At 67.8% G+C, this 23,203-nt stretch carries 23 protein-coding genes and 5 pseudogenes; 15 read left to right on the top strand and 13 right to left on the bottom strand.

The genetic code is table 11. The annotated features are described in order from the left end of the window. Positions 1 to 219 precede the first annotated feature (219 nt). Positions 220 to 771, top strand: a complete 552-nt coding sequence (locus ACFYY2_RS33765; protein WP_388750289.1) for an EF-hand domain-containing protein — start codon at positions 220 to 222, stop codon at positions 769 to 771. 478 nt (positions 772 to 1,249) lie between these two features. Next, positions 1,250 to 2,068 carry a hypothetical protein gene (locus ACFYY2_RS33760; RefSeq protein WP_388750286.1) on the top strand — a complete coding sequence of 273 codons (819 nt, stop codon included), beginning with the start codon at positions 1,250 to 1,252 and terminating at the stop codon, positions 2,066 to 2,068. Positions 2,069 to 2,500: 432 nt separating this feature from the next. On the opposite strand, the gene ACFYY2_RS33755 is transcribed toward ACFYY2_RS33760, so the two are convergent. Continuing rightward, positions 2,501 to 3,139 carry an HAD-IA family hydrolase gene (locus ACFYY2_RS33755; protein ID WP_388750283.1) on the bottom strand — a complete coding sequence of 213 codons (639 nt, stop codon included), beginning with the start codon at positions 3,137 to 3,139 and terminating at the stop codon, positions 2,501 to 2,503. Between the two features lie 315 nt (positions 3,140 to 3,454). On the opposite strand from ACFYY2_RS33755, the gene ACFYY2_RS33750 reads away from it, so the two are divergent. Further along, a complete protein-coding gene (locus ACFYY2_RS33750) occupies positions 3,455 to 3,853 on the top strand; it encodes a hypothetical protein (RefSeq protein WP_388750281.1) in 399 nt (132 codons plus the stop codon). Positions 3,854 to 4,167: 314 nt separating this feature from the next. Here ACFYY2_RS33750 and ACFYY2_RS33745 read toward each other — a convergent pair whose 3' ends face one another. Beyond that, a complete protein-coding gene (locus tag ACFYY2_RS33745) occupies positions 4,168 to 4,635 on the bottom strand; it encodes a hypothetical protein (RefSeq protein ID WP_388750278.1) in 468 nt (155 codons plus the stop codon). A 496-nt stretch (positions 4,636 to 5,131) separates the two neighbouring features. On the opposite strand from ACFYY2_RS33745, the gene ACFYY2_RS33740 reads away from it, so the two are divergent. Beyond that, entirely contained in the window at positions 5,132 to 5,533 is a 402-nt protein-coding gene (locus ACFYY2_RS33740; RefSeq protein ID WP_388750276.1) for a hypothetical protein, read from the top strand. Here ACFYY2_RS33740 and ACFYY2_RS33735 read toward each other — a convergent pair. Further along, positions 5,521 to 5,736, bottom strand: a pseudogene (locus ACFYY2_RS33735) (hypothetical protein); the annotation flags it as partial. The gene ACFYY2_RS33740 and the pseudogene ACFYY2_RS33735 sit on opposite strands and share 13 nt — an antisense overlap. Before the next feature lie 634 nt (positions 5,737 to 6,370). Next, positions 6,371 to 6,616: pseudogene (locus ACFYY2_RS33730) on the bottom strand (Tn3 family transposase); the annotation flags it as partial. Between the two features lie 158 nt (positions 6,617 to 6,774). On the opposite strand from ACFYY2_RS33730, the gene ACFYY2_RS33725 reads away from it, so the two are divergent. From ACFYY2_RS33725 to ACFYY2_RS33705, 5 genes and pseudogenes are all read left to right on the top strand, one after another. Beyond that, positions 6,775 to 7,368, top strand: a complete 594-nt coding sequence (locus ACFYY2_RS33725; protein ID WP_388750273.1) for a hypothetical protein — start codon at positions 6,775 to 6,777, stop codon at positions 7,366 to 7,368. 617 nt (positions 7,369 to 7,985) lie between these two features. Continuing rightward, positions 7,986 to 8,471, top strand: a complete 486-nt coding sequence (locus ACFYY2_RS33720) for a hypothetical protein (RefSeq protein WP_388750270.1) — start codon at positions 7,986 to 7,988, stop codon at positions 8,469 to 8,471. Positions 8,472 to 8,630: 159 nt separating this feature from the next. Further along, positions 8,631 to 9,722, top strand: a pseudogene (locus ACFYY2_RS33715) (IS630 family transposase). Between the two features lie 9 nt (positions 9,723 to 9,731). After that, positions 9,732 to 9,998: pseudogene (locus ACFYY2_RS33710) on the top strand (CoA transferase); the annotation flags it as partial. Further along, complete coding sequence (locus tag ACFYY2_RS33705) at positions 9,973 to 10,458, top strand: CoA transferase (RefSeq protein WP_388750308.1); 486 nt, start codon at positions 9,973 to 9,975, stop codon at positions 10,456 to 10,458. The pseudogene ACFYY2_RS33710 and the gene ACFYY2_RS33705, both read left to right, overlap by 26 nt. Positions 10,459 to 10,709: 251 nt before the next feature. Here ACFYY2_RS33705 and ACFYY2_RS33700 read toward each other — a convergent pair whose 3' ends face one another. Both ACFYY2_RS33700 and ACFYY2_RS33695 read right to left on the bottom strand, forming a co-directional pair. Beyond that, positions 10,710 to 11,201 carry an SgcJ/EcaC family oxidoreductase gene (locus ACFYY2_RS33700; RefSeq protein ID WP_388750266.1) on the bottom strand — a complete coding sequence of 164 codons (492 nt, stop codon included), beginning with the start codon at positions 11,199 to 11,201 and terminating at the stop codon, positions 10,710 to 10,712. 13 nt (positions 11,202 to 11,214) lie between these two features. Beyond that, positions 11,215 to 12,123 (bottom strand): helix-turn-helix domain-containing protein, encoded by a 909-nt coding sequence (locus ACFYY2_RS33695; protein ID WP_388750263.1) that lies wholly within the window; start codon positions 12,121 to 12,123, stop codon positions 11,215 to 11,217. A gap of 452 nt (positions 12,124 to 12,575) precedes the next feature. Here ACFYY2_RS33695 and ACFYY2_RS33690 point away from each other — a divergent pair, with 452 nt between their 5' ends. Next, on the top strand, positions 12,576 to 13,601 hold the full coding sequence (locus ACFYY2_RS33690; RefSeq protein ID WP_388750261.1) for a DUF3103 family protein: 1,026 nt from the start codon (positions 12,576 to 12,578) through the stop codon (positions 13,599 to 13,601). 358 nt (positions 13,602 to 13,959) lie between these two features. Here ACFYY2_RS33690 and ACFYY2_RS33685 read toward each other — a convergent pair whose 3' ends face one another. Further along, entirely contained in the window at positions 13,960 to 14,199 is a 240-nt protein-coding gene (locus tag ACFYY2_RS33685; protein WP_388750259.1) for a helix-turn-helix domain-containing protein, read from the bottom strand. Positions 14,200 to 14,440: 241 nt separating this feature from the next. Between ACFYY2_RS33685 and ACFYY2_RS33680 the strand changes: the two are divergent. Continuing rightward, positions 14,441 to 14,833 (top strand): annotated as a pseudogene (locus ACFYY2_RS33680) (GNAT family N-acetyltransferase); the annotation flags it as partial. A gap of 269 nt (positions 14,834 to 15,102) precedes the next feature. On the opposite strand, the gene ACFYY2_RS33675 reads toward ACFYY2_RS33680, so the two are convergent. Continuing rightward, positions 15,103 to 15,915 (bottom strand): hypothetical protein, encoded by an 813-nt coding sequence (locus ACFYY2_RS33675; RefSeq protein ID WP_388750256.1) that lies wholly within the window; start codon positions 15,913 to 15,915, stop codon positions 15,103 to 15,105. 167 nt (positions 15,916 to 16,082) lie between these two features. Then, complete coding sequence (locus tag ACFYY2_RS33670) at positions 16,083 to 16,424, bottom strand: hypothetical protein (protein WP_388750254.1); 342 nt, start codon at positions 16,422 to 16,424, stop codon at positions 16,083 to 16,085. 312 nt (positions 16,425 to 16,736) lie between these two features. Here ACFYY2_RS33670 and ACFYY2_RS33665 point away from each other — a divergent pair, with 312 nt between their 5' ends. Further along, positions 16,737 to 17,543: an alpha/beta fold hydrolase gene (locus ACFYY2_RS33665; RefSeq protein WP_388750252.1), complete on the top strand. Its 807-nt coding sequence runs from the start codon at positions 16,737 to 16,739 to the stop codon at positions 17,541 to 17,543. Positions 17,544 to 17,999: 456 nt separating this feature from the next. Here the strand turns inward: ACFYY2_RS33665 and ACFYY2_RS33660 are convergent, their stop codons facing one another. The 4 genes from ACFYY2_RS33660 to ACFYY2_RS33645 all read right to left on the bottom strand — a co-directional run bounded on the left by ACFYY2_RS33660 (position 18,000) and on the right by ACFYY2_RS33645 (position 21,129). Then, a complete protein-coding gene (locus tag ACFYY2_RS33660; RefSeq protein WP_388750250.1) occupies positions 18,000 to 18,290 on the bottom strand; it encodes a hypothetical protein in 291 nt (96 codons plus the stop codon). Continuing rightward, a complete protein-coding gene (locus ACFYY2_RS33655) occupies positions 18,269 to 18,505 on the bottom strand; it encodes a hypothetical protein (RefSeq protein ID WP_388750247.1) in 237 nt (78 codons plus the stop codon). The genes ACFYY2_RS33660 and ACFYY2_RS33655 overlap by 22 nt, the downstream gene beginning before the upstream one ends. Before the next feature lie 831 nt (positions 18,506 to 19,336). After that, the gene (locus tag ACFYY2_RS33650) at positions 19,337 to 19,987 is read right to left on the bottom strand and encodes a response regulator (RefSeq protein WP_388750244.1); all 651 of its coding nucleotides are present in this window, start codon (positions 19,985 to 19,987) and stop codon (positions 19,337 to 19,339) included. Continuing rightward, a complete protein-coding gene (locus ACFYY2_RS33645) occupies positions 19,984 to 21,129 on the bottom strand; it encodes a sensor histidine kinase (protein ID WP_388750241.1) in 1,146 nt (381 codons plus the stop codon). Before ACFYY2_RS33645 ends, ACFYY2_RS33650 begins: the two co-directional genes overlap by 4 nt. 132 nt (positions 21,130 to 21,261) lie before the next feature. On the opposite strand from ACFYY2_RS33645, the gene ACFYY2_RS33640 reads away from it, so the two are divergent. The 3 genes from ACFYY2_RS33640 (at position 21,262) to ACFYY2_RS33630 (ending at position 23,194) form a co-directional block, all read left to right on the top strand. After that, positions 21,262 to 21,990, top strand: a complete 729-nt coding sequence (locus tag ACFYY2_RS33640) for a class I SAM-dependent methyltransferase (RefSeq protein WP_388750239.1) — start codon at positions 21,262 to 21,264, stop codon at positions 21,988 to 21,990. Continuing rightward, complete coding sequence (locus ACFYY2_RS33635) at positions 21,987 to 22,649, top strand: DedA family protein (RefSeq protein ID WP_388750236.1); 663 nt, start codon at positions 21,987 to 21,989, stop codon at positions 22,647 to 22,649. Before ACFYY2_RS33640 ends, ACFYY2_RS33635 begins: the two co-directional genes overlap by 4 nt. A gap of 143 nt (positions 22,650 to 22,792) precedes the next feature. Continuing rightward, a complete protein-coding gene (locus tag ACFYY2_RS33630; protein WP_388750233.1) occupies positions 22,793 to 23,194 on the top strand; it encodes a hypothetical protein in 402 nt (133 codons plus the stop codon). The last annotated feature ends 9 nt before the right edge of the window (positions 23,195 to 23,203 follow it).

Genomic DNA, 23,203 nt, shown 5'->3' with positions numbered 1-23,203 from the left:
CATCTCGATCAACAGTTCCGGGGCCTCGTTCGTTTCGCTTCACGACCATCACCCGATCGGTGGCCAACTCGAAGAAGCTCACTGAGACGAAGAGAACTCAATGGCAGGCGAGTTCGCCGTGTTCACCCTTGTCAGGCGCCCGAGCGGCCGGTCCGACCGGCGCCCAGCCTCCATTCGGATGGTTGCATGTTCGTAACTGGATGAATACGGTGCGCATTCATGACTGCACTGCAAACTCTCAAGTACGGCCAGTGGTTCAAGGGCGCCGATGTCGACGGCGACGGGTTCATTACCCAGCACGACGTCCGCAAGATGTGTGAGCGTTACATCAGCGCCCGCGAGAACACCCCGAATGCCGAGACCGTCCGCGGGCTCACCGAGGGGATGGACCAGTTCTGGTCGAACGTCATCGCACCTATGGATCAGGACGGTGACGGGAAGGTCGACGTACGGGAGATGACCGAAGGCTTCAAGAGCGTCCTGACCGACCGCGCGCTCTACCCGCAGCAGATTGCGCCGGTCACCAACTGCTTCTTCGACCTCGTCGACCTCAACGGAGACGGCAAGATCGACCAAGCCGAGTTCCAGCAGATGTTCGACTCGGTCGCCGCCGTCCCCGGAGAGGACTGCGCCGCCGTTTTCGCCGCTCTGGACCTCAATGGTTCCGGCGGAATGGACCGTGGCGAGTTCCACCAGGCACTCGAAGAGTTCTTCTACGGCAACGACCCCGACGCTCCTGCCAACCACATCTTCGGCAAGGTCACCGCCTGACAGTCCCCAACGACCTCGTGCACGATAAGGATCGTTGCTGCATCAGTGCAGGTCAGCGGCTCGTGCGTAGCGACGGCGCAAGCAGCTGAGCTGCGGTGACGCCTATCGTGCACGAGCTCGCAAGGCTTGTCCCGCAAAGATCTTCGAGTCAGTAGGGCAGAGCGCTTGGCTCAGGTCTCGGCGCTGCGGCGCCGCTCGGGGTGAGGAGGTGGGCGATCGCCATGTCGCCGAGCTCGTCGGCGTACCTGCGTCTGGCCGCTTCGCTCCGCCGTCATCAAGGACCCCGAGACTCGGACCCGGCTCGACCCGGCTCGCTGAAGCGCGCACGGAGCCGGAGCGGCTGGAGCACGCCGTCGAGAGCCTGGCTCGCTTCCTGCGGCAGCCGGGGCCGCGTGGGACGGCTTCCGGTCGACTGGGTGAGCCAACGGGGGAGAGGCCGGTCCAGGCCGTCGTTCCGCCCCCGGGGTCCCCGGCCCGCATGGGGCGTCGCCTTGCCGCAGCCGCGCAGCCCGCCCCCGCCGCGTACGGCGACGAGCGGCAGCGTGCCGGCCGGTGGGCGGAGGCCGGGCAGGCGGACACGTCGGAGCATGAACTCGCCGAGGTGGTGGAGGAGTCCGTACGGGCCGGAGTTCAGCCCTGGAACCAGCGCCCGTACGGGAGCCGAACCGACCAGGACCTCGCGCGGCTCGTTGCCGCAGCCCCTGCAGCCGCGCTGCGCGAGGAACAGGCCGCAGCGGAGGCGGCAGAGACCGAGAGGGCGCTGCTGGAGCGAATCACCTCGGACCGGGCCCGAGGCGAGAGCCGAGGCCGACGGGAGACCACGCCCCTCCACCCCCTCCTCGACCTAGCAGAGGAGCAACTACGCCTCGCCCGTGCCGCGCAGGCTCGTGAAACCGCGGCCGCGGCACACGCGGCAAACGCCGACGAACACCTGCGGCAATTGGCGGCCGCCGACGGCAAGGGCCGTATCGCGCTGCGTCTGGCCGGTACGTCCCGCAGGGAGCACCGCCAGCTCACGCAGCAGGCAACCGGGCAACGCGCTGCCGCATGGCGGGAGGCCGCCGAGGCCCGGATCGCTGCCTCCCGTGCCGCGGAGGCGGCATGGGAGATGCTCCGGTCGAGTCCGTACGCCGCAGTCCTGGGCGCTACCGACCAGCAGGCGCCGGACGCCGACGGCCTCGCGTTCCGGCTCGCGGAGATGCGGGAGCGACGCGTTCCGGCCCATGTCCAGCAGATCGACACCAACGACCAGAGGGCCCTCTCCCGTGCACACGGCGACGTGGCCCGGGCCGGGTAGGACGCGGCCCGTCACCGGGCGGCCGCCGTCGACGCGAGCACCGAACAGGCTCTGCGCGCCCGGATCGCCGATCAGCACCCGTCACTTCACGAGGCCGAGACCATGGCCCGGGCAGGACACCAGGCGGCCCGGGCCCGAACTGCTGCTCGGAGCAGGCAGACGTACGAGCCGCTGACCCGGCCGGTCCAGCAGGTTCGTACGGGGCGGGGGCCGAGACTCTGACGGTGGGTGAGGGCCGCAGGCTCAGGCGTCGCGTCGCCGCTCGAATTCCTCCGAGGAGCGACGTGAGGGGTGAGTGGAGGGCGGGGGACACGGGGACTGTGCCCGGCGGACCTGGTGGTTCGCTGCGGCAGCTGGGTCGCCGCGTCCGCTGCGCCGTCTGCTTGAGCCGCCCCGGGTGGTGAATGGCCGGCAACTGCCCCGGCCACCGGGCTATCCGGCCAGCATTTCCGCCTCCTGATCAAGGACCGGTGCCAGTGCCCGGAGGAGGTCTGAGGAGTTGCGGTAGAGCACGGCGGTCATGCCGGCCGTGTCGGCGGCGTCGATGTTGGCCTGGGTGTCGTCCACGAACAGGCAGCGGTCGGCCGGAACGCCCGCTCGCTCCACTGCGATCCGGTAGATCCCCGGGTCGGGCTTGGCAATGCCGACGTGAGAGCTGTTGACCACGTGGTCGGCCAGGTCCGTGAGTCCGAGAAGGGCGAGGTCCTCATCGAGCCATACGGTCGCGTTGGTGACTAGTACGACTGGCATCTTGCCGCGGAGTTTCCGGATCAGGTCCACTGCGGCCTGGTCTGCCCGGAAGGGCGCGTAGGCGAAGGCGGAGGCCAGGTTTCCGGCCAGACGGGCAGGTATCTGGTTGGTCAGGGCGTCGGTGATGGATGCGGTCCACTGGGCGCGGCTGATCTGGCCGAGCAGCAGGGGCAGGTCCCGCTCGGGGGCGAACGCAATCTCAGCGGTGGTGCCTTCGGGGAGCCCGGCGATCCGCTCCAGGCATTCCACCTCTGTGAGGTCATAGTGGCGGATCACGCCATCGAGATCGCACAGCACCGCGTCGAATGCCAGGTTCTCCATAGGTCGCGATCATGCCAGACCCTCATCGGCGCCCGGCCATCGCCGACAACGCTGAATCGCGGCACATTACCCGCAGCGGAAGCCGGTCGGGCACCCGGTGGCGGTGGCACTCCCATCGATGCGCTGGATCGAACTCGGCCGGCCAGGAATCAGCGCGCTGAACTGGTCACACAGCGGCTCAAGCAGGGATGATGGGGCGGTAGGCACGAATCCTCCGGCGACCGCTGAGCTTGAGATCCTCATGATCGCTACAGGTCGTACTCATGAGTCATCCCTTGAGGCCGTACCTGGCGGTACCCTGGAGTCTGAGAGTCTGTGGGCATATTCGGAGAGCCGGGCGGCTTTCAGATCGTGGTACTCGAGTACATGCCACTGCGGCGCTTCGGTCTCTTCCAGATCCTGCTGAGCGGCTGGCCGATAGGCGACGGAACCACAACGGCCTTCTATCCGCACTACTGCAACCTGCAAGATCTCGCCCGACTGGTCGAGAGTGGCGAACCGCATGAGCGGTTTCAGCTTGTTCTGGGCGACACCTTCGACCACATGCAGGTCGACGCCGAGATGACCGACCGCGCGATCCTGTTCGGCTTCCGCTCCCACGACGAGAATGCGCAGTGGCGCGAAGCGCGGGTAGACAGCAGGGAATTCCTCACCGTCTGGCGCCAGGCCGCAGCCTGCATTGAGGCGATCCTTGCTCAGGCCGATCAATCCTGACCCGCCGCCCAGGCAAGCGCTGATGTTGAACCGGCTGGCCGGCCGTTACGCCGACCTGCCAGCAACCTGAAGTCTTCACTGACCCTCAAGTGGCGTTCGCTGCTGCCTCTCTCGATCAGCCCTCAACATTGCAGAGGGCGGCTCCGGGGTGGCCACGACGGACCAATTCGCTGCAGCCTGAGAAATTATTGGCGGTGGGCCCGGCCCTGCGACGCCGATCTCCGCCGGGCGGGTTGGTGGGGTAGTGGGCGTGGTGAGCCTCTACGTACCCCGGGCCGGAACTCAGTCAGCCCGGACACGGGTTCGGCGGCGGCTCAGCGGTATGCCAGCAACACGGTGAGTTCGATCGACAACCCAAGGGCTCCCCAGAGAAGGATGTCGCCGGCCGGTCGGACCGGGCGCCCTCTGTCTTCACGCAGCACAGTCACGTGGACGGCCAGGGCGGCCGGGGCCGAAGCGACCCACAGCACACCCGCGAACAGGAACCCGTCCACGGCGAAATGCCACCAGGCATGAATCCCGCTCTGCGACATTCGGACCATCGCGGCCAGGACGACTGCGGGCAGGAGCCCCGCTGCGGAGCTGATCGCCACCCACCACCACGTCTTCCCGTGCCCTGCGCGACTCCCCAGCCAGTGCCCCAGAGCCACAGTCGGCAGGATGTATGCAACGGTCAGCAGCGCGCTCGTAGCCAACAGCACTGGCGGCCCGATCATCAGCGTGAAGACGAGGAGCAGTAGTACGCCGTCGGAGGCAGTGAAGAGCAGGTCGGCCGCTGCCACAGTCATCACAGTAATGACCACACAGAGCACAGCCATCGATACCGACGATGGTGCCGCCCCCGCTTGCTCGGCTTCGCGCCTGCCCAACAGTTGCGCCATCTCGTCCCCGCCCCTGCCCGGCCCGCTCACGCATGGTGCGAGTCATGCATCCGCGGGCATCCCCAGTCTCCACACTAGACTTACTCCTGAACGCGTTCAATAGAGGTTCGGAGGCGCGAGCGGGGTATGTGGGACTACTGCCATAGCCCCCGCGCCGCAGCGGTGTCGGATCAACAGGCCTCGGTTCGACGGAAGACTGCGGGTCTGCGCCGGCAGTACGAGGGAGCATGAGACATGCGTCCGGATGGCTGGCCTTCGCTGAAGACCTCGACGGCTCTCTCGCCCAACCCGGAGAGACTCCTCCGCTCGCGCCCGCACTGCGCACGGTCCCGCTGAAATAGCGTTTTGTCATGGGCGGGAGTGTTGGTAACGCAGTGCTGCCGTGGATGATTGCGGGGTGTTGGTCCAAGTGGATGCGGTGGGGCAGGGCGTAGACGGTCGCGTGACGGTTCGAGTGCGCTCGGAGGTAGGTGCCGCTGCGGCGCTCTGGTGCGGTGATCCGGCGGGAGTGGGCCGCGAGCACCATGTTGAGTGGACTGTTGACGAGGACGTGGCTTGGGGCAACAACATGGGACCGGCCACTTCATTCTCACCCGGGGTGGATGAGGAGGAAGGCGATCGGATCGTTTTTCGGGGGCGGTTGGGTCTGACGGGCGACGGCGGAGCCCTACTGGAAGTAGCTGAAGCCCACATCTTCCTCGACCTTGCCGACCCGCCGCCATCGAAGGCTGTCGACGGGACGTGGGTCGAGATCAGTGTGGAGCGGAACAGTGTCAGCCTGTGGCCCTACCTGCTATGACTCACGGAAGCCTGACTCTGCTGCCGTTCAGCTGTCGCCGGTTGCGGGGCTGATTCGCGGTTGACTCTGCGGCTCATGAGGCCGATCACCGGGCGGCGGATCATGGCTTCGGAGCGGTGGGGGTGGGTTTCGTAGTCGCGGGTGAGGTGGCGGTGATTCGTGAGCCAGCCGAAGGTCCGCTCGACGACCCGGAGCCGCTGTAGTTTTCATTGCATTTGATGGAGACATGCCTCTGCCGCTGTGCCCCATCGCTGCCGGATGCTTGGCGCGTCTCCGGGATGCTGCGAGTTCATAGGGGGCTTGGGTTCCGGGCCCATCGATGATGAGAAGCTAGGAACGGTGCTGACCGAATGGTGGCAATCGAGAGAGTGTCGGCTCTGTTGACTGTGGTTCAGTTTGGGGAGAGGGGTGCGATATGTCTGTAATGCCGGTATCGGTGAAAGTGTGCAAAACGCGTTCCTCCGCCGATAAACCCGCAGTTCAGGGAGCCTGCTCCCCGGGCACGCGGGGATGGTCCCTCAGGGCAGACGCACCCCTGTTCCCCGCGAAGCTGCTCCCCGGGCTCGCGGGGATGGTCCCCCAGGCACGGAGCGCCAAGGTGTCCTCGGTCTCGGCTTCAGCGCGGGCCAGGCTCTCGCTCCCGCGATCCTCACCAGGGTGGTGCTCGGCCTCGGCACGACGGGCTGGCTCGTTGCTGGCGGTGTTCTTCGCGGCACTGGGCGCTGTCGGCCCATCTCTTGCCCGCTGGGGCACACGGACCCGGCCGCAGCCAGGCGTTGAGGCAGATGTGACTGGATAACCAGCGAGTAGGTGTCAGAAGCCTTCCTCCTCGTCGTCCTATTCCAGCTCCGGGCCGTCCGGGTCGCGCCGCGGGCGTAGGGCTCCGGCAACCGGGACGCTTGCGGTGGAGCTGTAGCGGCCGAGAAGGTTCAGGTTGCGGTGCCTGGACGGCGAGAGCCGGGCCATGTCGTCATCGCGGATCTCGTGGCCCTCGGCGCGAAGCTGGGTGACGGCGGCGTCGATGTACTTCGTCGTCCAGAGCACGATGACGTTGAGGACCAGGCCGAGCGCGCCGAGCTGGTCTTATACGGACTTAGTGACCATAGGCTCGAGCAGCACAACCTAGCCCAGTAGGCCGGCCGACTTCCGGAGAAACCTTCCGGAAGCCAGCCGTTCCGGCCCCAGTCGTGACCTGAACCACATGAAAACCCCGAATGAACGGAAGTTGAAAGGTGCAGTCGGTGATCAAGTACTGGTCGGCGGTGGTCCGCCAAGTCGCACCCGTTGCCGGACTAACCGCCCTGATGGTCGGCGCTGCGACGCTCACAGCGCTACTCGTGGGTGACGGCGCACCCTGGGCATCCGCGCTCATACAGAGCACGCTTGTCGGGCTGACCTGCGGAGTTCTTTTCGCACTGATCGTGACCACAGCTGACACAGTCACCGCTGTCCGAACGGCCGCCCACTACGGGCTGTCCTTGAAGCCGGCGGCGGCAAGGCTGCCCGGCATCCGCACCGTAGCCGCCGACGCGCAAGGCGCCACCGCATTCCAGCTGGCCGACAGCGCCCTGCATGCCATCAAGAAGGCGCAGACACCAGCGATCTCCGAGGTGCTCGATCTTAGCCACGGAAGCGTTTCGCTGATCTGCAAGACGCCGTACGGACCCGAGATCCGCGTGTCCATAGACATCACGATCACCGATGGCAAGGCCCGGGCCGTCCTCACGTGTCAGCCCATCAGCAGTTGGAAACGTCTTGATGGCGGCTCGAGTTGGGTAATCGCTGACACCCTGCAACACTGCGTCCAGGCGGCACTAAATGGAAGTGTTCTATGAACGGCGTATCCGATGACCCGTTCCATGGTGCTCGCGTGCCTCGACGCATCGGCTGGCCGGGGCGGCCGCAGGGGGCAGACCCACTCCCATACGCCAAGGTTCCCTTCTAGCTAGGCTGTGCCGCGATCTATCCCGAAGACGTCATCAACCACCACCGGTTCTTCATCGCCCGTCGCCGGGCGCTGCGACCCGGGGAGGAGTACCGCGAGCCCACCGCCCAGGAGTGGCAGGACTTCCTCGCCCACCCTTAGCTGCGGAAGGTCACACTCGGCGTCTGCGCACGCGACTCCGGCACCCCCTGCGTCCATGAACACGCCTGCGTCCGCTGCCTTGTCCAGCGGCCCGATCCCGAGCAGATGCCCCGCCGGAGGAGATCCACGCGAACCTGCTCGACCGGCTCCAGGAGGCCAAGGAACAGGGATGGATCGGCGAGGTCGCCGCGATCGAGGCAAGCCTTGCCGCCGCCGAGCAGAAGCGCGCCGCCATGCGCGACCTCGCGGCCCGGCACACCACCGTCCACCTGAGCATGCCCGATCTCCGTGGCATCGTCGCGCGCATCGACTCCGAGCAGCGAAACGAAGATGCGAAGTAGCAGCCCTGAGCACTACAACGAGGGGATGACCGTCTTCCTCTGTTCCAAGTGCGGCACCGCGATCACGCCGGAGCTCACCGAGCTTGCCGCCGTTCCTGGCGTCTCAGACGACGAGCGCGACCGGGACATGGAGACGCGCCGGGCGCCTTCCACCATTCCGCAGGGCCACTACGCGATCGATCCCGAGCCCTGGGGACCTCCCTACGTTGTGCAGGACGATCAGGAGGACCCGAGGCCAGCTCAGTCGCGCGGACCTGTGGTCTGCCGCGAAGAAGGCATCGTCATCTCGGCTGGCAGCCGACACACAGTGCTGGTGCACCCTGATGACGCCGCTGGTCTTCAGCCACTGCCCAACTGGAAGAACAGCAGTGGGTGCTGCGGACCGACAGGCGACGAGGGACTCAACCGAGCCTGCCCCTGCGGCGCTCCGGTCGCGACCCTCGCGGCCGACTGTTTCGGGCCCTTCGAACTGCATCTCGACCCCGTCCGGACCTACGCGTTCTCCCAGTAGGACCGCAATGCGCGCGCGGACGTCGTCCACGACACGCCCGACGGAACCCGTCCACCCAACTTCTTCACGACTACTTTCTGTGGTGAACGACGGCTCGCGAGCGGACCTGCGGCCGAGCTGGGCTAGTGATCTGAGTCGCAGGTTCGTCGTTGGTTGTTTATGAGTCGTCCGGGTCCGAAGATTCCTCCGTTGTCGGTGACCGATGCACAGCGGGCTGTGCTGGAGGGCTGGGTGCGTCGTCGCACGACGGCCCAGGCTCTGGCTCAGCGCTCAAGGATCGTGCTGGAGTGCGCGGAGGGACACTCGATTCTGGAGGTGTCGCGTCGGCTGAATGTTGCCGCGGACACGGTCCGCACTTGGCGGCGGCGGTTCATCGAACGTGGCCTGGATGGTCTGTCCGACGAACCGCGGTCGGGTGCCCCCAGGGAGATCAATGACGCTGACGTCGAGCGGGTCATCATCAAGACCCTCGAGGAGAGGCCGAACAACGCCACCCACTGGTCGACCCGGTCGATGGCTGCCGCCACGGGCATGTCGCAGTCGGCGATCTCCCGGATCTGGCGGGCGTTCGCCCTCGCGCCGCACCGGTCCGAGACGTTCAAGCTGTCCACGGACCCGTTCTTCATCGACAAGGTCCGCGACGTCGTGGGCCTCTACCTGGATCCACCGGAAAGAGCGCTGGTCCTCTGCGTGGACGAGACGTCGCAGATCCAGGCCCTGGACCGGTCCCGGCCCGTGCTGCCGATGATGCCGGGCGTCCCCGAACACTGAAGCCACGACTACATCCGTGCCGGCACCACCACCTTGTTCGCGGCTCTGGAAGTGGGGACCGGCAAGGTGATCGGCTCACTGCACCGGCGTCATCGGGCAGCCGAGTTCAAGAAGTTCCTGGCCAAGGTCGACAAGGAAGTGCCGACCGGTCTCGAGGTGCACCTGATCCTCGACAACTACGCGACCCACAAGACACCGGCGGTCAAGAAGTGGCTGCTGGCACACCCTCGATTCCACCTGCACTTCACACCCACCAGCTCCTCCTGGCTGAACCTGGTGGAAGGATGGTTCGCCGAGCTCACGCAGAAGAAGCTCAAGCGCGGCGTCCACCGTTCCGTCCAAGCACTCGAACGCGACATCCGGGCCTGGGTCGCGGACTGGAACGAACACCCACGCCCCTTCATCTGGACCAAGACCGATGACGAGATCCTCGACAAGGTCGCCAGCTACTGCCAGCGAATCTCTGACTCAGGTCACTAGGGGCAGACTATGGAGGCCATGGCCGGAATCACCTCACTCATCGGGTACGACGCCGAGTCCGGCCCGGTCGGTTCGGGTTCGCCCTACCTCGACCCGATGGGCGGTCTGGCCGGGGCGTCCACGGCGCTCACCGCGCTGCTGCACCGTGACCGCAGCGGCCGGCCGCAGTGCGTCGAAGTCGCCCAGCGGGAGGCGGCCATGACGTGGATCGGGGAGATCATCCTGGAATCGGTCGACACGGGCACGGACCCTGCCCCCCAGGGCAACGCGCGGCCCGACGCGTTCCCCCCACGACGCGTATCCCTGCAGGGGAGAGGACCAGTGGATCGCCATCGCGGTGGAGCACAGTGCCCATTGGGCCGCGCTGTGCGGGGAACTGGGCTGGACGGACTGGGCGGACGATCCAGGGCTGCGCGACGTGACCGGGCGGCGGACCAGGGCGGACGAAATCCTGCGGCGCCTGTCGGGCGTGACCAGGGACCACGACAAGGCGGACCTGGCGCAGCGGCTTCAGCGAGCGGGAGTTCGGGCCGCCCCGGTACAGAATGGCAAGGAACTCTTCGAGGGCCCGCAGCTGCGACACCGAGGGTGGTTCGCCCGCCTGACCCACCCCGAGGCAGGTACGCACGAGTACGCGGGCCTGCTCCTCGAGATGGCGGGACGGATCCTCCAGCCTGTCTCGGCAGCCCCGCTCCTCGGGCAGCACACCGCCGAGTTCCTGAAGGAGGCGGACTGAGCGGATGCCTCGCGCGCACGGTCGTGAACGCCCTGGAGGACAGGTGAAGCACGTGCAACGCCATGGAGCCGCGACGTACCTTGACCGCCCGGGACCGCCAGGAGCCCGGCCTGCGGTCGTGCCCCGCGTCCGGCACCCCTCAGGAACCTGCGGCTCGCCCCGGGGGCCGGTGCCGGCCGGTGGCGTTACCCGGAACGCAATGGTGTCCCGGGCACACCGAAGACATTCAGGCCCGTGACAGTGAGCTGCTCCTACCGGCGGGGTGCATTCTCGAAGTCGCCGTCACCTGACACCTGTGTGAATTCGTCATGACCGGTGGACAGGGATTCCAGGGCGGCCATGCTTTCCATCGAAAGCAGACGCGCGTTCTCCAGGGCCACGACCACCCAGCGGCCGTCCCGCCACACCATGACGAAGAGCTGCATGGAGAAGCGCGTCGGCGGCGGATGCTCCTCGCCCGGCAGGAGCATGCCGACGCGGCCGTGCACCACGCCGACACCAGGGCTGATGATGCGGGCGAACGGCACATCACCCTTCACCAGCCGAGAACCTTTGACCACGGTTGCGATGAGTTCCTCATGCCTTGAGATCATCTCCGCGCGGCTGCGGTAGATGGTTCCCTCGAGATCCGCGAAAAGGGCGTCCTCGGCGAAGTCGGCGAAGAAACCTGCGACGTCCCCCCGGTTCCAGGCCTCGTACATCCGGCCCGGAACAGCGCTCATCGCCTCGACTGACTGGTCCATCTGATCACCCTTCTCAGTTGTATGCACCACCATCCTCGCCAGGGAGGGCGGCCCGCGCCTTGACTGTCCGTGCACGGTTACTGGACGTCAGCGCGCCCGCGTTGTAGCCGTACGTCGCCTTGAAGAGTCTGCTGAAATGGGCCGGATCCGCGAAGCCCCAGCGGGCGGCGACGGCAGCGACCGTCCGGTCGCCGCGTGCGAGGTCCGCACGGCAGCGCTCCAGGCGTCGCCGGCGGACGAGGGCGGCCACGGTCAGTGGCTGGTCCTCGAAGAGTTTGTGGAGCCGGCGTACGGCGATGTGGTGTGCGGCGGCGATTCCGGCCGGAGTGAGGTCCCAGTCGGACAGTCGCGCCTCGATGTAGCCGTGGATACGGTCGCGCAGTGCATCGTCGGGGCACGGGCGTACGTCACCCAGCTGGGCCTCCAGCGCCACCGAGATCAGCTCGGTCACCGCGGCCGCGGACCGGTTCGCCTCATTCGCACGGAAACCCGTCAGAGACCCGGCCATGTCCCGCGCGAGCGACGACACCAGGGCCCCGGGGCCGCCGTCACCCCTGATGCGTACACCGACCAGGCGGGCGGCGTCCCCGGCGCGGATTCGCAGCTCCCGCCGGGGCACCAGCACGGTCACATGCGTGCTGGCGGTGCTGGCGAACCGCGCGGGCCGCGCCGGGTCGATGAGGACGAGGTCGGCCGGGCGGAGATCGGCGGAGCTGCGGTCCTGCTCGACGTGCGCCCGCCCTCGCGTCATCACGTCGATCTGCCACAGCTCCTCATCATCGGCGCGGGCGCAGCGGGCGTCCCGGAAACACTCGCCCTCGGGTGTTGTCAGCTCGATCAGCCATAGGAACCCGAGGCTGCGTGCACTGATGTCGGCCCGGAACGCCCCACCGTCGTGGCGTCCACTGAGCAATGGAGCCAACCCGCTTGTCGTGAGCGTCTCTTGGAAGCTTTCGATATCTGTGAACACGAGCTTCACGGTAGCCCCGGTCAGCGAGCATTCCGCCATCGGGCGAAGAGCGCCTCGCCGTACTCCCGCAGTCACGGGGACGGACGCCCGCGCAACCTGAGGGCTGTCGGCACGGGACGAACGAGCCGCAGGCCCGTGGCCGGCGCACCCGAACCGTGCCGTCCGCCGTCCGGCATGCAGGCACTCTTGTCCGGCGGTCGGCGCACAGCCATGCTTACTCCCGGATCGGGGATCTACCCGCATAGATTCCGGTTCGCGCTCTGCCATGGCCCGACGTCACGTCATGCATGCCCGCAGGAGGAATACTCGTGAGACATCGTCACCCGCGTCACCGCGGGGCAGTCCTCTCCGCCGTTGCCTGCTTCATTTTACTGACAACATCTCAGATACTGCCCGCCGCAGCGGTGACGCACAACCGGGCACCGTCATCCACCGTCACGGAGGCGGAGGACCAGGCCGCCCGTGCCATCGCGGCATCACTGTCCGACTCCGGCTGGCGGAACAGGGTGCGCGACGCCGCGCTCAGTTCCGACGAGGTGGCCGTGACCGCCCTCGCGGACAGTGCCCCCGGCCGGCTCCGCACCGCCCTCGCGGAAGCTGACCGGCAAATCGCGGCCGCCAAGGGCCTGGACGAAGGGATCGGATCCCTGCTGCAACTGCGGCTCGGGGCCGAATCCATGCGCGATTCGCTGGCCGGCGGGGTCACACCATGGGTGGCCGCGAGCGCCTACGACGACGACGCCCCCACGGTCACCGCCTACGACAGCCTCGGCCGCGGCCACACGGTGGATGCCCGTACGGCCCCCAGCCACCCGGTATACGTCCTCGACATCGACGGATCCAAGGCCCTGGCAGCGGGGCTCAGGGTGCTCGAGGACCAGCTCGGGCGTCAGGGTCTGACGTCCCCTGCCCGGTCGTCGTCCCCCTCGGCCGCGGCGGCAGGGTTCTGGACCACCCGCATCTCCGAGATCCGGCTCTCCGACGACGAGGAGCCCTGGGTGAAGGGGGACGCGGAGATCTACACACTGGTCACAGGGTTCGGCCACGACGGCAAGGTCCGGGTCGACCCGGTCGACATGCCCTATCTGGACAACGACGGCACCACGTACCGGCCGAACCAGATTCTCGTCAACTGGTCCAACTACAAGTACAACCTCGCGGACGCGGTCATGATGGAGGAGGACGGCAGCACCAACTACCGCGACCTCGCCAAAGCCATCGCCTCGGTACTGCTCACCGTCACCGACCAGGGTGTGTACATCCCGCTGGTCGACGCTGTGCTGAACGCCATTCCCGATGACTGGTGGACCGACGACCCCGACTACGTCGACTCCTGGTACACCCTGGCACAGAACGACAACGGCACCCGTTACGGGGCCCGGGGGAACGGCTCGATGACTGTGCAGCCTTACTACGTCGAGGAGTTCTGATTCCAGGGCGGTAACCACGGTCAGCGGGTGCAGCACCCGTCCGCAGTACCGCTCGGCCTCCCGGCGGCCGGTCCGCACGCGGTCCGGCGGGTGAGAGACACAGGAACGGAACGGCGGGCCGCCCCGGATGGGGTGGCCCGCCGCTTTCCGATGTACCGCCGTGCTACTGCTTCTTGAGGGTGTAGTTGTTGATCACGGTGCCGCCCTTCACGAGCTTCACCGTGGCCACGGCCGGCGCGTAGCCGTCCTTGGCCGCGATGACGGTGAGCGGGTTGTTACGGGTGTCGAGTCACAGTGAATAGGTGCCGGCGGCGGCCGTCCGGCCATGTACCAGCGTTCGTACTGCTCGTCGGTGGCGTTATGGGCGGCTCATGCGTCGGGCAGGATGCGCGCCGCGCGGGGCCGAAGTTCGTGACATGGCCACCAGGTCGGCCGGGGTGCAGGAGAGGATGGCGCAGAGCGCGGACAGGACCTGCAGCGATAGCCGCTCGGGGGTGCCGGAGACCAGGCGGTGGACCTGGGAGGCGGACAGGTCGATGCCCCGCTCGCGCAGCAGTGGCACCAGTTCGATGGCGGTGAAGACGTGGTGCGAGGCCATCACCTCGCGCAGCCGCCAGGTGTAGCCGACCGTGCGCTTGATGCCTGCCTCCCGTTCTGGGATTGGAGGGCGGCTGCGATGGTGGTGTCCAGGTGCCGGCGCAGGGAGCGGGTGCGGAAGTCCGAGGAGACGCATAATGGTGGAGTCGGGTATTGGAACTGCCGGAATGCCTCTGACTGAAGGGGCATGGGCCCCGAAAAAGAGGGCTGAGCCGGACGTCTCTCGACCTACGATGCGGCCCATGACGATCACGTTTGAGTGGCGCGGCGACTTCGACAACGCTGCCGTCAACGCGCTCCACGCGGAGGCGTTCGGTCACGTTCAGGGGAACATCGATTGGCAGACACGAGTGCAGCGTCACAGCCTCGGCTGGGTCTGTGCCCGAAAGGACGGCAGACTCATGGGGTTTGTCAACGTCGCCTGGGACGGTGGCGTCCATGCGTTCGTTCTCGACACGATGGTCGCCCAGGACGTGCGCAAGACCGGTGTCGGGACCGAACTCGTGACGGCCGCGGCCCAGGGCGCCTGTGCAGCGGACTGCGAATGGCTCCATGTTGACTTTGAAGAGCATCTGCGTCCTTTCTACTTCGACGCGTGCGGCTTCAGACCGACGGAGGCTGGGCTCCTCGCCCTGCGCTTGCTCCGCAGTCGTCCGGCGGCTGATCTCGACTGCATAGGCGGCCCAGTCTCCGGCGGCGGCTCGCTGCCACTTGACAGCGACGGTGATGTCGATGCCGAGGGTGCGGGCGAGGACGGCGGCGGGCAGCTCGGTGGCGAGCTGGAACAGCGCGGTCGAGAGGGCTTCCGCGAGCCGGATGCCGAGTTTGCGGAGTCGTTCGCCCATGGCCCAGGCACTGATCGGACGGCCGGGCTGACCACCAGGGAAGAGCCAGGGTGAGTCTGTCAGGGCGAGGACGGCATGGCTGCGGCGAACCGCGACCTGTTGCAGGGCCAGGTCAGCGACGGGTGCGGGAAGCTCGACTGGGACGGCGCCGAGCGGATGCGAACGGCTCCGTCCGTCTCCTCGATGTGGTCGATTGTGAGCCGGGAGATTGCCGCGGGCCACTGGGCATAGAGGAGCAACAGCAACCCTGCGAAGCGGTCTTCGGGTTTGAGGGTGTCGTCGTGCAGCAGGCGGCGGGTGGTGTCCCAGCGGGCTTCGTCGTCCATCGCCTGGGAGGGGCTGTTCCATCGCTCGGCCGGGAAGCTGAGATCGCGGGCGATCTTCTGGGCCAGGGCCCAGCGCCCGAAGTGGCCTGCCTCCCGGCGGTGGCGGGTGTCGTCGCTGGTCATCCAGCGTTCAAGGTCGGCCTGGCGGCAGGTGGCCAGGGTGAGGTTATGTTCTTCGAGCCAGTCCAGGAGGTGGACTGCCGCCCGCAGATGCTGGCGGGCGACCGTGAGCTGGTAGTGCGTGATGTCCTTGCCGCGGCTGCGTCGGCGGAGCCGGCGCAGGAGATGCCACGTCGCGTACCGGTGAAGGATTTTCCGGCCCTCGTCCGTTGCGTGGGAGGTGACGAGGTCCTTCACGTGCCGTTCGAGACGGACCATCTGCTCATCTCGCTGGGGCAGGACTCCGGTGGCGACGAGGACGCTGCGGATGTGCTCGACGACCTTGCCTTCGGGGAACTCGTCCAGGGCCTTGTGAGTGAGAGGCTGGCGGCCGGTGCCGAGATCGGACAGGACGGTGGAGACGATGCCCTTGGAGAGCCACCGCATCGCGGTGCCGGCCCGTTCGGTGTCGGCCAGGGCGTCGTGAAGGAGCTGTAGCTTCGGGTTTATGGAGCCGGTGCCATCGGCGAGGAGTTCGTAGAGCCGCTGCTTGGGGCTGCAGCGGGGGCACGGTCCCGGTGCGTGCAGCAGTCCCCTCGTAGGCTCGATCGATGCTAGGAGGGCACCGACCTGTAGTCACAAACGATATCCGCCCCGTTCCAGCACGCTTCAACGCCGATGACGGTGCCGGAGAAGGTCCGGTTTCCACACCCGGCAGCTGATCCGTTTCCGTCACCGACCTTGACCGGAGATCCGCTACTGAAGTAGAAGGTGCCGGATACCCCGACCCCGTCCGCCTCCTTGTCGCAGACCTCGACCCAGTGTCGGTCTGCCCCGACGCCGACGTAATTCGCAAAAATGGACATTCGCCAGTAGCTCGCCGCCTGAACCGGGAGGGTGGAAGCGATGAGGAAAAGGCTGGCGCCTGCGAACACGGCTGCAAGTCTGGTGATCATCAAACGAGCGCTCTTCATCTGTCCCCAATCAGAAGTCGGTAAGGTGTCCGGCCCGTGGTTTCCTGACCGATCCACGGTCGGTGTGTATCCGGGCAAGGGAGGCCCGTCCCCGCATTCGAAGAGGATGTTGCCGGATTCTCCGGACTGGCTAGAAGTGTCTTTCAAGCCAGCTATCTGGCCAGGACCCGGTGCACGTGTGGAGAGGTCGAGCTTCGGGGTGTGAGGGCCTGGCGCGTTGGACCGGTGGTGATACACCGAGGCTCGGTGGTTACTCTCGTCTCTCCATTGATCTTGACTACAGGGGAGCAGACTGTGCGCCATGCCACCGCGACGCCCGAGGGCGACCAGATCCGCTGGGTTGAATTGCCGGGGCAGGAGCCGCCACGCGTCTACGTGCATGGTCTGGGTGCCAGTTCACCCGCCTACTTCACGGAGGTCGCGGTCCATCCCCTGCTTGCGGGCCGCCGTTCGCTGCTGATCGACATGCTGGGTCACGGCATCAGCGACCGGCCGACGGGCTTCAACTACACCCTGGAATCACACGCGGATGCGCTCGCCGCAGCCCTGACCTGCGCGCGTGTCGCCGGCGCCGAGCTGATCGCACACAGCATGGGTGGCTCGGTGGCCATCGTCCTGGCCACCCGGCACCCGCACTTGGTCTCCCGTCTGGTCCTGGTGGACGCCAACCTCGACCCGATCGCGCGCACACCTGCCTCGTCGGGCAGCAGCGGGATCGCCGCCTACTCCGAGCAGGAGTTTCTGGCAGACGGGTGGGGAGAGGTCCGCGACCGGGTCGGCCCCCACTGGTGGTCCACGATGCGTCTGGCCGGCCGTGAGGCCCTGCATCGCAGCGCGGTCCACCTCACCCGCGGCACCGTCCCCACCATGCGTGAGCTTCTGCTGGACCTGAGGATTCCCCGCGCCTACCTGCTGCCCGAGGCCGACGGCCCGCTCACGGGCACTGCCGCACTCACTGCGGCAGGGGTGTCCGTCGTCAGGATCCCGGACTGCGGACACAACATCATGCTGGACAACCCGGAAGCCTTCGCGCGCGCCACCGCGGCGGCACTCGCAGACCGAGACCAGGGCCAACAGGCCGCGCGCGAGGCCAGAGCGTGACGTAGAAAGGACCGTACAGGTTCCTTGTGTGTGATGACGAAGGAATGGGCCCGTGCGGCCTTGTCCCATCCCGCCTGCACGGGCATCTCCCGCGCACATCTCGGCTGTTTGATCGAGGAGTTGGCCCTTCCGTGGGCCGCGCGGTGTGAGTCCGCGCTGCACCAGCGACGAGGAGGGAAACGCAGGCAACAGCCGGGCGCAGGGTCGAAGCACGACCTCGTCTTCACCGACAGGATCCTGGTCACCCTCCTGATCTACCTGCGTCATCAGCTCCCGCATGCCGCTCTCGCGGAGTTGTACGGCCTGGAGCGGTCCACCATCACCCGGCCAGATCTCCGCTCCGCCGAGAAAACCGAAGGACGACGCCCCGCTCGGCGAACAGTACGCCTGGCGCGAGAGGCGTCGACTGCAGTCCTCCCGCCGGATCTGCTGCCTCGTATGCCAGAGCGGCCTGGTTCAAGCGGCGGTGGTGCTGACGCTGCCGAGCCAGGTCCCCTCGAAGTAGTCGTCTTCCAGCTGGATGCCGGTCGCCTCCCGCAGGGCCAGGGCCACGCGCTCGTCAGGTGTCAGTGCCGCGGCCTCACCTGATGGTTCGTCTGCTCCGGTCGTGGGGAAGCCGACCGCGCTCAGGGCACGCCCTACCGGTCCGAGGTTCTTCCCGTGGCGTCTGCCAGTACCGGCGTCGACCCAGCCCGCGACCGCCCCGTCCACGGCGATGTGGACGGTCAGCTGGTTCGGTCCGCACACACGGAGACCGCGGTCCGCCCACCCGCGGACAGGGACGCCAGCACCGTGGCACGCATGCCCACCCACCCGGTCGTGCCTTCGATCTCGACCACCAGAGTCCAGTCAGCTGCCACCTCCCGCCCGAGCAGCAGCACACCGTCGTCCGCTCCGTGGACGAGACGCCCGGTCGCCCGTTCCAACCCGTCCGGCACCACCCTCACGTCCGAGACCTCCATCCGCCCCACTGGAGGCGACGTGTCGTACAACCAGCAGCTCAGCGTCAGGGCTTTCAACGATCAGCAGCCAAGACCGTAGCGGGCAGGACGGGAACGGGCGACGGCTCGCAGGCGCCGAGGAGGGCAGGGGCAAGGAACGCCGCCGAAGGCGGGTCGTCTGACAGATCCTGTGTACGACCCGCTTCATAGGACAATGAGCGTCGTCGGTGCCGGTCTGGGGCCGGTAGGACTTGCCCCGGCGACCTGTACGTTCACACCGAGGCTCTGGGCGAGCAATCCGGCCATGAGCTCGCCTGAGGTCGTCGGCCTGCGATGGCGTCGGCACGGTGCCCGGCCGGAACGTGCCGGGCGGCTACCGCAGCAACTGCACCGGCTCGCCAGGGTGGTGGCCGCAAGTCGGATGCGTGATGACGTCCGGTCTGGCCGCTGAAGCCATCGTTCGTACCCGGCATCCAGAAGGCGTCCGCTACCAGTGCTCTCTCCGCACGGCCTGCCTGCAAATCATCGACCGCAGCTGACCAGTGGGGCCAGCGCGAGGACGAACGCTCCTACTGCTGGAACCAGCCCGGGAGGAGGCGAAACGCCCGGTCGAGGAGGCAACCAACGGCCCTCCCTCCCCCGGGGCCAGAGCCGGTCCACCGTTTGGAGCTGCTCGCCGACGCACGGCCGCACGAAGCCGAAGCCGCCTGACGCAGGATCCCGCGACGCCGCCGACTGCGCGCGAGGTTGGTCCGGTCACAACGACCGGAGGGAGCGCGGGGTGCGGCAGGACTGGGAGCCGGAGGACCTGATCGAGGTCAGGACGCTGCGGTGGCGAGGCTGGGATGGATCTCAGGGTGTGAGGCCGGCGTCGCGGGCCAGGAGCGCGGCCTGGACGCGGTTGGTGACGCCGAGGGTGGTCAAGATGCGGCTGACGTGGGATTTGACGGTGCTTTCCTGCATGCCGAGTGTTTTCGCGATGTCGGCGTTGGTCTCTCCCTGGGCGAGCAGGGCAAGGACGTCCTTTTCGCGTGGGGTGAGGGGGACGATGCGGTTCTGGGCCCGGGTGGCCTGCGGGCGGTTGGCATGGTGGTAGCGGTCGATGAGGCGGCGGGCGGCGGTGGGGTGGAGCATGGCGGAGCCTGCGGCGACGAGGTGGACGGCGCGCAGGATCTCGGCGGGGTCGGTGTCCTTGAGGAGGAAGCCGTCGGCGCCGGCGGCCAGCGCGTCGTAGACGTACTCGTCGAGGTCGAAGGTGGTCAGGGTGATGACCTTCGGCGGGTGGGGCAGGGCGCGCAGGCGCTTGGTGGCGGCGATGCCGTCCATGCGGGGCATGCGGACGTCGACCAGGGCGACGTCGATGCGGTGGGCGGTGGCCTGCTCGACGGCGTGGAGACCGTCGGTGGCCTGGGCGACGACCTCGATGGCGTCGTCGCTGTCGAGGAGGTCGGTCAGGCCGAGGCGGACGAGGGCGTCGTCGTCGACGACCATGGCGCGGATCACGTGAGGGGACCGATCTGTTCGGTGACGGGGTGGGGGATGCGGGCGGCCAGTCTCCAGGTCCCTGCGCCGCCGGGCCCGGCGTTCAGGTGCCCGCCGAGTGCTTCGACCCGCTCGCGCAGGCCGATGAGGCCGAATCCTGAAGCAACTGCCTGGGCGCCATGGAGGTTGGTGCCGGGCGGGTTGGTGACCTCGATCAAGGTGGCGGGCGGTCCGTAGTCGATGCGGACACGGACGGGCTCGTCGGCGGCGTGTTTGCGGGCGTTGGTCAGCGCTTCCTGGACCAACCGGTAGACGGCGAGCCGGTGCGCCGCGGGAGCCTGCTCCGGACTGCCTTCGATGTTCGTGTCGATGACCTGCCCGGCCGCCCGTGCCTGCCCGATCATCTCTTCGATGTCCCGCAGCACCGGTGTGGGACGGTCGGTGGAGGGCGAGGTTTCGGTGCGCAGGGCGCCGAGCACGTCGCGCAGGTCGGTCAGGGCGTCGGTGGAGGCGGTGCGCAGCAGGCTGAGACGTTCGATGACGGGGGCGGGCAGAGTGTTCTTCTTGGTGGCCAGGACTCCTGTGTGCAGGGCGATCAGGCTGAGCCGGTGGGCGAGCACGTCGTGCATCTCCGCAGCGATCGCGGACCGCTCGGCCATGCGTGCGGCCTGCTCACGCAGTTCCCTCTCGATCCACAGATGCTCCACCTGGGCGTTCAGCGCCTTGACCAGGCGGCGCCGGTTCCCCATCCACAGTCCTGCGACCACGGCCAGCACTACAAAGAGCGCCGAGCCGTAGGGCTGCGGGGTCCACAGGGACACCACCGGGTGCAGGACGGCATTGCCGGTGAGCGCCACGGCCGAGCAGACCACGGCTGCCAAGGTGCGGCGGCGAGCGGCGAGGTCGAACAGGGCCAGCAGGAGCAGCGCGAGCAGGGGCCATCCCCACACGCCCGCCGCCGCCGTGGTGAGAGCCGGGGCGAGCCACCAGGGGCCGCGGCGCAGCAGCAGTGCCAGCCCGCACGCGAGCGCCACCGCGATGCGGACGCCGTCGTAGTGGCCGCCGGTGCTCGATGCCGTGTTCTGTACCGCGGCCAGCGTCAGCAACACCACCAGGCCGTAGCGCCCGTACACGGCCCACCTGTGGCTCTGTTCCCGTTTCACCTGTGCAGCGTAGACAGGCGGCCGCCTGCCTCACACCCGACGTTCTGCCACCCCGACCCCCTACTTTCGTAGGGGAGGGTGGTCGCACAAGGGACGATCCGCAGGAGAGCGACCGTCCCTAGCGTCGAAGCCATGGACGACTGGACCACCTCACACGACCGTGTCCTCGCGCAGCGCAACGCCGAGGGCTGGATGTTCCTCATCGAAGCAGCCCGCGACCTGCGCACCACCGGAGCCATCGCTCCCAGCAGCAAAGCGCTTGCCCGCCTGCTCACCGACCCGCTCCAGGAACACTCAACGCAGCCCCTGAACGTCCTGGAGGCGGGCGCGGGCACAGGCTCCGTAACCCGCACCCTGATCCCCCGCCTCTCCCCGGGCAGCCACCTGGACATCGTCGAAGCCAACGCGCGCTTCGCCTCCCAGCTGCGCCACCTCGTCCGCACCCACCCGCGGCTGGCCATCGAGAGCGAACGGGTCCGGGTTCACCACGCCCTCGTCGAACAGCTCGACACCGGGCGCCCCTACGACGTGATCGTCTCCGGCCTGCCCTTCACCAACTTCACCCCCGCCCAGGTCGACACGATCATGAACCGGTACATGGAGCTGCTTCACCCCGGCGGCACCCTCACCTACTTCGCCTACCGCGGCACCCGCTACGCACGCGCTCTGACCGCCTCCCGCGCCGAGGGCCGCCGTCACCGCGCCGTCGAAGAGGTCCTCGCCCACTACCAGCACAGGTATGCCACCGGCTGCTGGACCGTGTGGGGCAACCTGCCCCCGGCCAACGTCTGGCAGCTGCGCCGCCCCGCCTGCGCGACGGTCCCGGCAGCGCTGGACCTCATGGCCGGGGCACACCGGTGAACACGCTGACCGGACTGATCGGCCACGTTCCCGCCCCGGCCGCCTACGCGATCCTGGCCGCCGCAGTGCTCGCCGAGTCCGTGCTGGTGGTCGGCGCGTTCGTCCCGACCCTGACTCTTCTGCTGGCATCCGGGGCTCTGGCTCGCGCCGGCGCCCTGAATCTCCTCCTGGTCATCGCCACCGCCTCGGGCGCCGTCGTGGCCGGGGACGCCCTGGGCCACCGCACCGGACACCTGCTCGGCAGCCGCCTGCGCACCGGACGCCTCGGTCGCCGCATCCCCACCACCGCCTGGCAGCGCGCCGAAGCACTCATGGCCCGACGCGGCGGCCAGGCCGTCTTCCTGTGCCGCTTCGTCCCCGTCGTACGCACCCTGACCCCCCACCTGGCCGGGGCGACCCGCCTGCCCTACCGGCGCATCGCCCCCTACAGCCTGCTCGCCGCGCCCCTGTGGGCCGGCGCCGAAGCGGCCACCGGTTACGCCGCGGCCACCTCCCTCCAGCACGTCATCACCTACGGCGGCCCCGCCCTCGCCGCCACCGCCGCAGTGATCACTGGGACCGTCCTGGGCGGCAGCAAGATTCGGCGCCGCCGCCGAACCCGCACAGTCGACCGCGAGAGCCCCACCGTGACCCCCACCCCGGCGGCCCTGCATACCTGAGCACGTTGTCACAAACGGTCCTTTGCCCGAGCAAGATCGGAAACGGTCCGCCGGGACCGCCGCCAGACCCGGTTTCGTTCTCAAAGAGCGTTTTGTCCTGGCAGGAGTGTTGGTAACGCAGTGCTGCCGTGGATGATTGTGGGGTGTTGGTTCACGTGGAAGCGGTTGGGCAGGTCGCCGACGGGCGCGCGACGGTTCGGGTGCCCTCGGAGGTGGGTGCCGCTGCGGCGTTCTGGTGCGGCGATTCCACGGGAGTGGGCCGCGAACATCATGTGGAGTGGACCGTTGAAGAGGACGTGGCCTGGGGCGGCAACACTCGACCGGCCACTTCATTTTCCCCCGGGGTGGATGAGGAGGAAGGCGGTCGGATCGTCTTTCGGGGGCGGCTGGGCCTGACGGGCGATGGCGGAGCCACGCTGGAAGTAGCTGGAACCCATATCCTGTTCGACCTCGCCGACCCGCCGCCATCGGCTGCTGTCGATGGAACGTGGGTCGAGATCAGTGTGGAGCGGAACAGCGTGAGCCTGTGGCCCTACCTGCTGTGATTCACAGGA

This window comes from Streptomyces sp. NPDC001822 (genome assembly GCF_042892135.1).
Taxonomy (GTDB): Bacteria; Actinomycetota; Actinomycetes; order Streptomycetales; family Streptomycetaceae; genus Streptomyces.
Note: the sequence above shows the minus strand (reverse complement) of the source record. Positions and strands in the feature narration are given on the sequence as shown.